We start from the raw sequence: 12,034 nt of genomic DNA on the forward strand, positions 1-12,034 counted from the left end.
GCAGGAAAGAAGGAGCACATGACCTGGGCGTCGATCGACCTCAACGCCGACCTCGGCGAAGGATTCGGCCGCTGGCAACTCACCGACGACGAACAGCTGCTGTCCGTCGTCACCAGCGCCAATGTCGCCTGCGGCTTCCATGCCGGGGACGCGTCCACCATGCGCCGCGTCTGCACGCTCGCGGCCGAGCGGTCGGTGCGGATCGGCGCCCAGGTCTCCTATCGCGATCTCGCCGGCTTCGGACGGCGTTCCATGGACGTGCCGCCGGACGAGTTGGCGGCCGAGATCGCCTACCAGATCGGCGCGTTGGAGATCTTCGCCCGCGCCGCCGGCTCCCGGGTCTCGTACGTCAAACCGCACGGCGCGCTCTACAACCGTGTCGTGCACGACGAGGAGCAGGCGGCCGCCGTCGTCGAGGGCGTCCTGCTGTCGGGGGAGCGCCTGCCGCTGCTCGGGCTCCCCGGCTCGAAGCTGCACACCATGGCGGAGAAGGCCGGACTGCCCGCGATCACCGAGGCGTTCGCCGACCGCGCGTACACCGCCGAGGGGACGCTGGTGCCCCGGAGGGAGGAGGGCGCGGTCCTCACCGATCCGTCGGCCGTGGTCGAACGGTCCGTCAGCATGGCCCGGTTCGGGGTGATCACCGCGCGGTGCGGCAAGTCCGTACCCGTCCGCGCGCGTTCACTGTGCCTGCACGGCGACACCCCCGGAGCCGTCGCCCTCGCCCGGCGCGTGCGGCGGCAGTTGGAAGCCGCGGGTGTGCGCGTGGAGGCGTTCGTATGAGGGTGCTGCCGGTCGGCGACCGGGCCCTGCTCGTCGAGCTCGTGGACGGCGACGAGGCCGGTGCGCTCCATGCCGAGCTGCTGCGCCGCCGGGCGGCGGGCACGCTCCAGCCGGTGCGGGAGATCGTCCCGGCGGCCCGGACCGTTCTGCTGGACGGGCTCGATGACCCGGGGCACTGGGCCGAGGAGCTCGCGGGGTGGGACGTGCCCCCGCTTCGCGCGCGCCTGGACGACGCCATCGAGGTGCCGGTGCGCTACGACGGCCCCGATCTCGCCGACGTCGCCGCGTTGTGGCAGGTGACACGGGCGCAGGTGGTGGAGATCCACGCGGCGACCGAATTCCGCGTCGCCTTCTGCGGATTCGCCCCCGGGTTCGGCTATCTCACGGGTCTTCCGCAGCAGTACGCCGTGCCGCGCCGGGCGACCCCGCGCACCGCGGTCCCCGCCGGTTCCCTCGGTCTCGCCGGTCCGTACACCGGGATCTATCCCCGCTCCTCCCCCGGCGGCTGGCAGCTGATCGGCTCCACGGCTCTGGAGCTGTGGGACCCGGCCCGCGAGCCGGCCGCCCTTCTCTCCCCCGGGACCCGGGTGCGCTTCGTCCCGGAGGGCCGATGACCGACCGAGCGATCGCCGTCGTACGGTCCGGGGCGCTGAGCACCGTGCAGGATCTGGGGCGCCCGGGGCACGCCCACCTCGGTGTGCCCCGGTCCGGGGCGCTCGATCCGCCGGCCGCCCGGACGGTCAACCGTCTGGTGGGCAACGCGGAGGGGGCGGCGGTCCTGGAGACCACGCTCAACGGCTGTGCGCTGCGGCCGCGTTGCGCGGTCACCGTGGCGGTCGGCGGGGCGCCCTGTCCGGTCACCGTCGACGGACGGCCGGTGGCCTGGGGAGCACCGGTCCGGGTGGGCGCGGGCTCCCTCATCGAGGCCGGCTGGGCCGCGCGGGGCGTCCGGTCGTATGTGGCGGTCGCCGGAGGGTTCGCGGTGGAGCCCGTCCTGGGCAGCCGCTCCACGGACCTGCTGTCCGGTCTCGGACCGGCGCCGCTCGCGGACGGCGCGGTGCTGCCGCTCGGCAGGCCCACCGGGCAGCCGGCGCGGCTCGACGGCGGTGTGCCCTGGCCCGCGCCGCCCGCGGAGCTGATCCTGCGCGTACGGCTGGGTCCGCGCGCGGACTGGTTCACGGACGGGGCCCTGCGCACGCTGGCCTCCGGCGGATACCGGGTCTCGGCGTCGAGCAACCGCATCGGGCTGCGGACGGAAGGCCCGGCGCTGGAGCGGGCGCGGACCGGTGAACTGCCCAGCGAGGGCATGGTGCTGGGGGCGGTCCAGGTGCCGCCGGACGGCTGCCCGGTGGTCTTTCTCGCCGATCATCCGACCACCGGGGGCTATCCGGTGGTGGCGGTGGTCGACGGGCGTGACCTCCCCGCTGCGGCCCAGGCGGCACCCGGCACCCCGGTCCGTTTCGTCCCCGTCCGCTGACCGAGCCGGATCAGCGGACGGCGGACACGCGGCAGACCTCAGACCCGCTCGCCGTAGCCACCGCCGCCGGGCGTCCTGACCACCAGGACGTCGTCCGGCCCCACGTCCACCGAGTCGACGCCCTTCAGTTCCGTCACACCCCCGTCGGCGTGCTCCACGCGGTTCTCGCCGAGCGCGCCCGTCGCACCGCCCGCCATGCCGTACGGCGCGACGCGGCGGTGCCCGGTGAGCAGCGCCACCGTCATCGGCTCCAGGAAGCGGATCCTGCGTTCGACGCCCTGCCCGCCGTGCCACCGGCCGTCGCCCGCACTGTCGTCGCGTACCGCGAAGGCGTCCACCCGCACCGGGTAGCGCCACTCCAGCACCTCGGGGTCGGTGAGCCGCGAGTTGGTCATGTGCGTCTGTACGGCGTCGGCGCCGTCGAACCCGTCCCCCGCCCCCGAACCGCTCGCCACGGTCTCGTAGTACTGCACCCGGTCGTTGCCGAACGTCAGGTTGTTCATCGTGCCGGAGCCCTCCGCCTGGACGCCGAGCGCCGCGTAGAGCGCGCCGGTGACGGCCTGCGAGGTCTCGACATTGCCCGCGACGGTCGCCGCCGGGTGGACGGGCGCCAGCATGGAACCTTCCGGCACCCGGACCTCCAGCGGCTCCAGACAGCCGCTGTTGAGCGGGATGTCGTCGGCGACGAGCGTGCGGAAGACATAGAGCACGGCCGCCATCACCACCGAGGTGGGCGCGTTGACGTTGCCCGGCTGCTGCGGCGAGGTGCCGGTGAAATCGATGACGGCGCTGCGTTCGTCGCGGTCCACCCTCAGTGCGACACGGATGACCGCGCCGCCGTCGGTCTCGTAGCAGTACTCACCGTCTTCGAGTCCGGCCACGATCCTGCGGACCGATTCCTCGGCGTTGTCCCGGACGTGGCGCATATAGGCCTGGACGACGTCGAGCCCGAACTCGTCGACCATACGGCGCAGTTCCTCGATGCCCTTCTCGTTCGCCGCGATCTGGGCGCGCAGGTCGGCGAGGTTGGTGTCGGGTGCCCGGGAGGGGTACGCCGCCGTGGTCAACAGCTCGCGTGTCTCCTCCTCGCGCAGCACGCCGTCGCGCACGAGCAGCCAGTTGTCGAAGAGCACGCCCTCCTGGTCGATCGTCTCGCTGAAGGCGGGCATCGAGCCGGGGGTGATGCCGCCGATCTCCGCGTGGTGCCCGCGGGAGGCGACGAGGAAGCGCAGCTCGTCACCGTCGAACACGGGCGTCACCACGGTCACATCGGGCAGATGCGTGCCGCCGTGGTACGGGTCGTTGATGGCGTAGACGTCGCCCGGCCGCAGGCCGTCCCCGTTGCGGCGCAGCACCTCCTTGATCGACTCGCCCATCGAGCCGAGGTGCACGGGGATGTGGGGCGCGTTGGCGATCAGATTGCCCTCCGCGTCGAAGAGGGCGCACGAGAAGTCCAGCCGTTCCTTGATGTTGACGGAGTGGGCGGTGTTCTCCAGGCGCACCCCCATCTGCTCGGCGATGGCCATGAAGAGGTTGTTGAAGACCTCCAGCAGCACCGGGTCGACGTCGGTGCCGACGGCGGTCCTGCCGGGCCGGGGCCGTACGCGCGTCAGGAGCAGATGACCGCCCTCGTCCGGCGCGGCCCGCCAGCCCGGGTCGACGACCGTGGTGGCGTCGGACTCGGCGATGATCGCGGGTCCGTCTACGGTGTCGCCGGGCCCGAGGTCGCCGCGCCGGTACAGCGGCACCTCCTGCCGCTCGCCCTCCACGAACATCGGCACGCGGGCCCGTGGCGTGAACTCGCCCCCGCCCTCGGTCTCCTCGACGACATGAGCGCCGTGCTCGCCCGCCGTCCCCACCGCCTCGACGGAGACCGCCTCGACGACGAGCGGCTTGTCCATGGTGAAGGCGTAACGGGCCCGGTGGGCCGAGGTGAAGGACTCCCGCATGGCGGCCGCGCCGTCCAGCGGTACGGGCAGGCTCGCGTCCGTGCCGGCGTAGCGCAGCAGGACGCGTGCGTGGGTGGTGATCGCGTCGTCCGGGACATTGTCGTCGCGCAGTTCGGCCCGGGTGCGGTCGGCCAGCTCGTCGCAGAGGGCGCCGACGCGCACGCGGGTCTCCTCGTCCAGCTCCGCCTCCACGGACTGCTCCAGCATGGCGGTCGCGTCGGCCAGGCCGATGCCGTACGCGGACAGCACTCCCGCGAGCGGTGGCACGATCACGGTGTCGACGCCCAGGGCGTCCGCGACGGCACAGGCGTGCTGGCCGCCCGCGCCGCCGAAGGAGTTGAGGGCGTAGCCGGTGACGTCGTGGCCGCGCTGGACGGAGATCTTCTTGACCGCGTTCGCCATGTTCAGCACGGCGATCTCGAGGAATCCTGCGGCGACCTCCTCGGGGGTGCGCCGGACGCCGCTCTCCCGGTGGACCTCATCGGCGAGTTCGGTGAACCGCTCCCGTACGACATCGGCGTCCAGCGGCCGGTCGCCGTCGGGCCCGAAGACGGCGGGGAAGTGGTCGGGCTGGATCCGGCCGAGCATCACATTGGCGTCGGTGACCGTGAGGGGCCCGCCGCGGCGGTAACAGGCAGGTCCGGGGTCCGCGCCCGCCGAGTCGGGGCCGACCCGGTACCGGCGGCCGTCGAAGTGGAGCACGGAACCGCCGCCGGCGGCGACGGTGTGGATGTTCATCATCGGCGCCCGCATCCGGACGCCGGCGACCTGGGTGCCGAGTTCGCGCTCGAACTCCCCCGCGTAGTGGGACACATCGGTGGACGTGCCGCCCATGTCGAAGCCGATGACCCGTCCGAAACCGGCCTGTTGGGCGGTGCGCGCCATGCCCACGACCCCGCCGGCCGGTCCGGACAGGACGGCGTCCTTGCCGCGGAAGTGGGCGGCCTCGCGCAGTCCGCCGTTGGACTGCATGAACATCAGCCGGATGTCGGCGAGTTCGGAGGCGACCTCGTCGACGTAGCGCCGGAGGATGGGCGAGAGGTAGGCGTCCACGACGGTCGTGTCGCCGCGCGGCACGATCTTGATGAGCGGGCTGACCTCGTGGGAGCAGCTGATCTGGGTGTAGCCGAGTTCGCGTGCGGCTTCGGCGATGCGCTGCTCGTGGCCGGGGTGACGGTAGCCGTGCATCAGCACGATCGCCGCGCTGCGGAAGCCGTCGGCGCGGGCCGCCGTCAACTGCTCGGTGACGTCGTCCAGATCGAGCGGCCGGATGATCTCCCCGTGCGCGTCGACGCGTTCGGGGACCTCGATGACCTTCTCGTACACGGCCTCGGGCAGGACGATCCTGCGGTCGAAGATCCGCGGCCGGTTCTGGTAGGCGATGCGCAGGGCGTCCCCAAAGCCCTCGGTGACGACCAGGACGGTCGGTTCACCGCGGCGCTCCAGCAGGGCGTTCGTGGCGACGGTCGTGCCCATCTTCACGCTGTCGACGCGGTCGGCCGGCACGGGCTGGTCAGGCCCGGTGCCGAGCAACAGCCGGATCCCCGCCACGGCCGCGTCCCGATAGCGCTCGGGGTTGTGCGAGAGCAGCTTCCGGGTCACCAGCCTGCCGTCGGGGCGCCGGCCCACGACGTCGGTGAAGGTGCCGCCACGGTCGATCCAGAACTCCCAGCGCCCGCTCATTCCCCCATTCTGACAAGCGGGACCTCCAGGGACACGGCGGCGAGAGCGGCGGAGAGTGCGTGCTCCGCGCTCCGGTCCAGGCGTTCGCTGGTGCCGCGCGCCCAGTGGCGCACTTCGGAACCGGCGAGTCGCGTCAGCTGCGGCAGCAGATCGGTGCAGCGCCGGGCCACCCAGCCGGTGCCCGCCGTGGCGAGCCACAGCAGGGAGGCCGCCCTGGTCGGCGGGGGCTGGGTCGGTTCGGCGCCGGGCGCCTGACCGCGGGCGAGCCCGTACGCCCCGAGCAGTTCGTGGAAGCGCAGCGCGATCATGCGATGGCCGCGCTCCCCCGGATGCAGCCGGTCCGCGCTCCACATGGACCGGTCGAGGACCCACGCGCCGTCGCTCGCATGGAGATGGACGGCGTCGTAGCGGGCGGACAGGGCGTGCACGACCGCGTTGACCGCGCGCTGGCGGCGGGCGAGCGGCCGGGCCAGCGGAAGCGGAAGCCCCAGCATGGTCCCCGGGTCGGGGAGGCAGGCGGTCAGCAGGACGGTGCCCCGTGCCGTCAGCCGGTCGAAGACGGAGTCGAGGCGGCGGGTGAGCTCCTCGATGTCGAAGGTGCGGCGCAGGGTGTCGTTGACGCCGACGAGCACGGAGGCGATGTCGGGCCGGAACGCCAGCGCCTCGGGTGCCTGCCGGTCGGCGACGTCCTCGGTGAGGGCGCCGCTGACGGCGAAGTTGCGGAACTCGGCCGGTGCCGAGCGGTCCCCCAGCCCGGCCGCGAGGAGGGCGGCCCAGCCCCGCCAGCCCTCGCCGACCCGGTCGCCGACGCCTTCCGTGAGGGAGTCGCCGAGGGCAGCGAACCGCAGGGCGCGCGGCGGTGCGGACGGGATGTCGTTCCCCGGCCCGGGGACCGCCGTGAGCGGGCGGACCGGTGCCGGGGGTGCCGGGCGGACGATGACGCCCGAGCCCGGCAGCTCGGGTGCGGGGGCGAGGTCCGGTACGGGGTAGACCTCCGCGCCCGCGACGATCGCCGTACGCCCCGCCGCGGTCAGGTCCGCGGTGGCCGCCGTCGGATGCGCAGAGGTGGCCGTCGGATGCGGGGTGGCTGCTGGGTCCGGGCAGGCCGCCGACGGATCCTCCTTCGACTCGTCGGCGAGCGCCCCGGCGGGCGAGGGCGTCATACCGTCACTCCCTCTCCGAGCACGTGCGGTGCGGGCCGGCCGGTCGTCCGGACGGCCGGGGCCTCCAGCGCGTCGAGGAAGGCGGTCACCGACCGCTGCCAGTCGAAGAGCTCGGCGCGCGCCCTGGCCGCCTCGCGGCGTTCCCGCTCCGGGCGGGCGAGCAGCCCCTGTACGGCCTGGGCGAAGTCGCGCGGGGTGTCCTCGGCCGCCGCTCCCGCGTCGCCGATCACCTCGGGCAGGGCCGAGGAGGCGCTCGCGACGACGGGCGTTCCGCAGGCCAGTGCCTCCAGGGCGGAGAGCCCGAAGGTCTCCGCGGGGCCGGGGGCGAGGCAGATGTCCGCCGCCGCCTGGAGGTCGGCCACGGCCTCGCGGTCCCCGACGTACCCGAGGAACTCCGCCGGCAGCCGCTCCGCCCGTGCCCGGCGGATCAGGGAGGTCCGCAGCGGGCCGTCGCCGGCGACGACGAGCGTGGCCCGTGCTCCGCGCCGGCGCAGTTCCGCGAGCGCGTCCAGTGCCATGCCGGGGCGCTTCTCCACCGAGAGCCGGGAGCAGAGCAGCAGCAGCACCTCGGCCCCGGCCGCGTGCTCGGCCCGCAGGACCGTGCTGCGCCGCCCGGGACGGCAGTGGACCAGGTCGACGCCGAGAGGCGCGCGGACGACGTTGCGTGCCCCGATGCGGACGAACTCGCGCTCCGCCCACTCGGTGGTGCACACGATCCGCGAGTAGGCCCAGGCGCTGCGGCGGTTCAGCCGGTCGGCGGCGCGGGCCGCGACGCCTTCGGACAGTCCCCAGGTGCGCAGCACCCCGTCCGCGGTCTCGTGGGAGACCATCACGGAGTGGACCCGGTGGCGTCGTGCCCATTCGCCCGTCCACCGCAGGGTGGTGCGGTCGGAGACCTCCAGCCGGTCGGGTCCGACGCTGTCGAGGACCTCCCGCAGGCGCCGCTTGGCGGCGAGTACGCGGTAGCCGCCGGTGCCCGGTATCTCGGGCCCGGGCAGGGTGATCACCCGGCCCTGCGGGGTCATCCGGTCGCTCTCCACATCGCCGGGCACGATCAGCACCGGCTCGTGGCCGGCGGCGAGGTAGCCCTGGCCGAGTTCGCGCAGCGCCGTGCGCAGGCCCCCGGAGGCGGGGGTGACGAAGTTCGCCAGTCGTACGATCCGCAGCCCGCTCATGCCGCCACCGCCGTCCGGGCGCCGAGGACCTCGGCGTAGTGGTCGAGCAGGGCGTCGCCGATCACGGTCCAGGTCCGTCCTTCGACGGCGGCCCTTCCGGCGCGGCCGTAGGCGGCCCGCAGCTGCGGGTCCGCGGCGAGGGTGGCGACGGCGGTCCGTACCGCTTCGCCGTCCCGCGGCTGGACGAGCAGGCCGGTGCGCAGGTGGTCCACGAGGTCGAGCGGTCCGCCCGCGGCGGGTGCGATGACGGGAACGCCGCTGGCCATGGCCTCCTGCACGGTCTGGCAGAAGGTCTCGTACGGTCCGGTGTGCGCGAAGACGTCCAGCGAGGCGAAGATCCGGGCGAGGTCCGCGCCGGTCCTGCGGCCGAGGAAGACGGCTCCGGGCAGCGCGGTGCGCAGGGAGGGCTCGCTCGGGCCGTCGCCGACGACGACCACCCGTACACCGGGTGTGGCGCAGGCGCCGGCGAGGAGTTCGACGTGCTTCTCGGGGGCGAGGCGCCCCACATAGCCGACGATCAGCTCGCCGTTCGGGGCGAGGCTGCGGCGCAGCTGCTCGTCCCGCAGTTCCGGCCGGAAACGCGCGGTGTCCACGCCGCGCGGCCACAGCCGCACCCTCTCGACGCCGTGTTCCTCCAGGTCCCGCAGGGCCGCGGTGGAGGGGGCGAGGGTGCGGTCGGCCGCGCTGTGCACGGTACGGATGCGCCGCCAGGCGGCGTTCTCGCCCGCGCCCACGTAGGTACGGGCATAGCCGGCGAGGTCGGTCTGGTAGACCGCGACGGCCGGCAGCCCCAGCTTGGCCGCTGCGGCCATGCCGCGTACCCCGAGGACGAACGGGCTGGCCAGGTGGACCAGTTCGGCCCGGTGGGCGGCGATCGTCGCCGCCACCTTGCGGCTGGGAAGCGCCACCCGTACCTGCGGATAGCCGGGCAGCGGCAGGGAGGGCACGCGCACCACGGGGCAGGGTGCGCTCTCGTCGGAGCCGTCCGCCCCGGCGACCGCCGGGGCTATGACGAGCGGGTCATGGCCGCGCGCGGCGAGATGCCGGGCGGTCTGCAGGGCGCAGTGCGCCACACCATTGACGTCTGGCGGAAATGATTCGGTGATGATGACGACTCGCATACCCGTGTTGTCGTCTGGCCCGGGGTGGCTGCGACAACGTGGATCTTTCCGCTTGTGGAACGTCCCATGAGCGTTTGTGGCAGCGTCCCTAATGTCACACGGCGGGCATGTCCGGGCCGATTCTGCTCCGTACGGCCGTTTGTACCTCGGCCTCCTCGGCCGGATCGGCGGCCAGCCGGCGCAGCCTCTCGGCCACGCGGACATCGCCGGTCTCGGCGTGCAGCGCCGCGACTTCCCGGGTGGTCTCCTCGCAGTCCCACAGGCATTCCACGGCGAATCCGGTGGCGAACGAGCCGTCGGTGCAGGCCAGGGCGCGGGCGGCCCTGCCGCGCAGGCAGGAGGAGGCGGTCTCGCGGTAGATGTGGCGCAGGACGGGTGCGGCGCAGACGATGCCGAGGCGCCCGGCCCCGTCGACGAGGGTCCACAGCAGCGGGGCGTCCGGGCCGTCGGCCCGCACGGTCTCCCGCAGTGCGCCGAGGACCAGCGTGGCGTCCTGGGCGGTGCCGCGGCAGGCGAGGACACCGGCGGCCGAGGCGCCGAGGGCGTCGGGCCGGTGGACCCAGCCGCGCGCCCGGTCGACGGCTTCGTCGCCGCACATCCGCTCGAACGCGGCGACGGCGGCCTCGGCGACCGTCCGCGACCCGGTGCCGACGGCGGCCTCGATCAGGTCGAGGACGGCGGGGTCACGTGACTGGGCGAGGTAGTGCAGCGCCGCGCAGCGGGCGCCGTCGGCCCCGTCGCGTGCGGCGGCGAGGATGGCGGGCCGGTCCTCGGACCCGGCCACGGCGGACAGACAACGGGCAGCCGGCACGTGCAGTGCGGCGCCACGCTCGACGCCTTCGTCGGCCCAGTCGAAGACGGCCTGGACGCTCCAGCCGGGCCGGGGCCCGGTCGGTCGCATCTGGCGCTGCCAGCGGTCGAAGGAGCCTGCCTCCCGGGCCGCGCGGACCCGGGCGCCGACGCTCTCGCGCCGGTCGTCCGCCCACAGCCGCCACGGCCGGGGTTCGAAGGCGTCGCGGACGGCGGCGGCCAGGTCGGCCTCGCCCTCGGGGGTGGCCGGGAAGCGGGCGAGGACGGGGGCCGCGAGGGCACGCAGCCCGGCGTCGTCGTCACGCAGGGCGAGTTCGTCCAGGGCCCACGCCCAGTTGGCGCCGGTCGCGGCATAGCCGCGCAACAGCGCGAGGGCGTCGGTCCTGCCGTAGGAGGCGAGATGTCCGAGCACCGCGAGCGCGAGGCCGGTCCTGGCCTCGTCGGTGTCGAGGTGGTCGTCGATGTCGCTCAGGTGCCGCTCGATCTCCTCGAGACCGCCGTGGAGGTCGAGGTAGAGGCGGGCGTAGTACAGGGAGCGGTTCTCGACCTGCCAGTCGTGACGGGGGTCGTTGAGCACGCAGTGGTTGAGGGCGGCGAGCGCTTCGGCGCGCGGCGCGGCGAGCGCGTGCAGCGTGCCGTCGCCGCGGCCCCTCTGCAGCAGGCCGAGCAAGGTGCCGCTCGGCGCTATGACTGGATCGAACATGGGGAGAGCCTCACATCAAGCTGTCGACGCAACCGGGGAGATCCGGGGAAATCCGGGCAAGGGGATGCCTAGGCCGCGCAGCAACATGTAGGGCCGCCCGTCGTCGTCTTCCGCTTGGTGTAGACCATCGTCCTGCCTCTCGTCGGTGGCCCCAGGGGAACTCCCGGATGAAGTCCGGGGTAGGGCCCGACGTCATGATGACCCACCCATTTCGCCACCGCGACCACATTTACGGCGTCCCTCCCGGCGGCCTTCCGGCAGCCGGTCACCGGCCGCCGAAGAGCTCCAGGAGCTCTGTCTTCCCAAACATCTGCGCAGTATCCACGGCGGAGGGCGTTCCGGCGGAAGGATCCGCTCCGCCGGCCAGCAGAACGCGGATGACATCGTCCTCGCCCTTGAAGACCGCACCGGCGAGCGGGGTCTGGCCGCGGTCGTTGGGACGGTCCGGCTCGGCGCCGCGGGCGAGCAGCGCCTCCACGGCGGAGGCGTGGCCGTGATAGGCGGCGAGCATGACGAGAGTGTCGCCGCGGTCGTTGGTGAGATTCGCGGGCACACCGGCGTCGACGTACGCGGCGAGCGTTTCGGTCTCCCCCTGTCGCGCCAGGTCGAAGACCTTGGTCGCGAGTTCGATCACCTCGGGATCCGGGGCTTCGCTCATCGGACGGACCGCCTCTCACTGCGTTGACCTGGGGCGCACGGCAAGGACAGCCGTACGAGTGAATCGTCAGAGTACTGCCCGGCGACCGGGACGGAGCGGCCTGCCCGAGGCATGGATCACCCATGAGGGAGGCACTGTGCCGTGCCAGCGCGGAGTGTGCCCCTCGAGCGGAGACGCGACGTCCGCCAGTGGAGTGAAATCTTGGGATTTTCACCCATTTGCACCTTTTATCGCATAGATACTTCCTGTGAGGCTGGAAGTACTCAAGGTGACTGTCCCCTCACCCAGGAGAACTCATCATGATCCTGTCCATCTCAGGCGTCGTGCTGCTGCTCATCATCGTCTTCCTGTTCTTCAGGAAGGACGGCCTCAAGGCGTCCCACGCCGTCGTCTGCACGCTCTTCGGCTTCTTCCTTGCGGGCACGGCCATCGCCCCCAGCATCAAGGCCGGCAGCCAGAGCCTCGCCAGCCTGCTGGGCGGGATCAAGTTCTGACCACTCCCGCCCCCCTCG

Annotated in this window: 10 protein-coding genes; 4 read left to right on the forward strand and 6 right to left on the reverse strand. The window is 73.2% G+C overall.

The window, feature by feature from the left end:
• Positions 1-18: 18 nt before the first annotated feature.
• The 3 genes from ACQPWZ_RS05690 to ACQPWZ_RS05700 are packed head-to-tail and all read left to right on the forward strand — an operon-like array spanning position 19 to position 2,260.
• Positions 19-783, forward strand: a complete 765-nt coding sequence (locus ACQPWZ_RS05690) for a LamB/YcsF family protein (protein ID WP_340472021.1) — start codon at positions 19-21, stop codon at positions 781-783.
• Positions 780-1,397 carry a 5-oxoprolinase subunit PxpB gene (pxpB, locus tag ACQPWZ_RS05695; protein WP_340472022.1) on the forward strand — a complete coding sequence of 206 codons (618 nt, stop codon included), beginning with the start codon at positions 780-782 and terminating at the stop codon, positions 1,395-1,397. The genes ACQPWZ_RS05690 and pxpB overlap by 4 nt, the downstream gene beginning before the upstream one ends.
• On the forward strand, positions 1,394-2,260 hold the full coding sequence (locus tag ACQPWZ_RS05700) for a biotin-dependent carboxyltransferase family protein (protein WP_433570823.1): 867 nt from the start codon (positions 1,394-1,396) through the stop codon (positions 2,258-2,260). Before pxpB ends, ACQPWZ_RS05700 begins: the two co-directional genes overlap by 4 nt.
• Before the next feature lie 38 nt (positions 2,261-2,298).
• Here the strand turns inward: ACQPWZ_RS05700 and ACQPWZ_RS05705 are convergent, their stop codons facing one another.
• From ACQPWZ_RS05705 to ACQPWZ_RS05730, 6 genes are all read right to left on the reverse strand, one after another.
• Positions 2,299-5,892, reverse strand: coding sequence for a hydantoinase B/oxoprolinase family protein (locus ACQPWZ_RS05705; protein ID WP_433570824.1), 3,594 nt, complete (start codon positions 5,890-5,892; stop codon positions 2,299-2,301).
• Positions 5,889-6,764, reverse strand: a complete 876-nt coding sequence (locus tag ACQPWZ_RS05710) for an SGNH/GDSL hydrolase family protein (protein ID WP_340477747.1) — start codon at positions 6,762-6,764, stop codon at positions 5,889-5,891. The genes ACQPWZ_RS05705 and ACQPWZ_RS05710 overlap by 4 nt, the downstream gene beginning before the upstream one ends.
• Before the next feature lie 287 nt (positions 6,765-7,051).
• Positions 7,052-8,230 (reverse strand): glycosyltransferase, encoded by a 1,179-nt coding sequence (locus ACQPWZ_RS05715; protein WP_433570825.1) that lies wholly within the window; start codon positions 8,228-8,230, stop codon positions 7,052-7,054.
• Positions 8,227-9,351, reverse strand: a complete 1,125-nt coding sequence (locus ACQPWZ_RS05720; protein WP_433570826.1) for a glycosyltransferase family 4 protein — start codon at positions 9,349-9,351, stop codon at positions 8,227-8,229. Before ACQPWZ_RS05720 ends, ACQPWZ_RS05715 begins: the two co-directional genes overlap by 4 nt.
• 94 nt (positions 9,352-9,445) lie before the next feature.
• Positions 9,446-10,864 carry a HEAT repeat domain-containing protein gene (locus ACQPWZ_RS05725; protein ID WP_433570827.1) on the reverse strand — a complete coding sequence of 473 codons (1,419 nt, stop codon included), beginning with the start codon at positions 10,862-10,864 and terminating at the stop codon, positions 9,446-9,448.
• Between the two features lie 265 nt (positions 10,865-11,129).
• Positions 11,130-11,522 (reverse strand): ankyrin repeat domain-containing protein, encoded by a 393-nt coding sequence (locus ACQPWZ_RS05730; protein ID WP_313947539.1) that lies wholly within the window; start codon positions 11,520-11,522, stop codon positions 11,130-11,132.
• A 299-nt stretch (positions 11,523-11,821) separates the two neighbouring features.
• On the opposite strand from ACQPWZ_RS05730, the gene ACQPWZ_RS05735 reads away from it, so the two are divergent.
• Complete coding sequence (locus ACQPWZ_RS05735; protein ID WP_313947538.1) at positions 11,822-12,016, forward strand: hypothetical protein; 195 nt, start codon at positions 11,822-11,824, stop codon at positions 12,014-12,016.
• Positions 12,017-12,034 lie beyond the last annotated feature (18 nt).

It is taken from the genome of Streptomyces sp. CA-251247, from assembly GCF_050952975.1.
GTDB classification, from domain to species: Bacteria; Actinomycetota; Actinomycetes; order Streptomycetales; family Streptomycetaceae; genus Streptomyces; species Streptomyces achmelvichensis.

Coding starts and splice junctions, on each gene's coding strand:
- ACQPWZ_RS05715 (WP_433570825.1), bottom strand. CDS start 8,230: ATGAGCGGGCTGCGGATCGTACGACTGGCGAACTTCGTCACCCCCGCC.
- ACQPWZ_RS05720 (WP_433570826.1), bottom strand. CDS start 9,351: ATGCGAGTCGTCATCATCACCGAATCATTTCCGCCAGACGTCAATGGT.
- ACQPWZ_RS05705 (WP_433570824.1), bottom strand. CDS start 5,892: ATGAGCGGGCGCTGGGAGTTCTGGATCGACCGTGGCGGCACCTTCACC.
- ACQPWZ_RS05735 (WP_313947538.1), top strand. CDS start 11,822: ATGATCCTGTCCATCTCAGGCGTCGTGCTGCTGCTCATCATCGTCTTC.
- ACQPWZ_RS05690 (WP_340472021.1), top strand. CDS start 19: ATGACCTGGGCGTCGATCGACCTCAACGCCGACCTCGGCGAAGGATTC.
- ACQPWZ_RS05730 (WP_313947539.1), bottom strand. CDS start 11,522: ATGAGCGAAGCCCCGGATCCCGAGGTGATCGAACTCGCGACCAAGGTC.
- ACQPWZ_RS05700 (WP_433570823.1), top strand. CDS start 1,394: ATGACCGACCGAGCGATCGCCGTCGTACGGTCCGGGGCGCTGAGCACC.
- pxpB (WP_340472022.1), top strand. CDS start 780: ATGAGGGTGCTGCCGGTCGGCGACCGGGCCCTGCTCGTCGAGCTCGTG.
- ACQPWZ_RS05725 (WP_433570827.1), bottom strand. CDS start 10,864: ATGTTCGATCCAGTCATAGCGCCGAGCGGCACCTTGCTCGGCCTGCTG.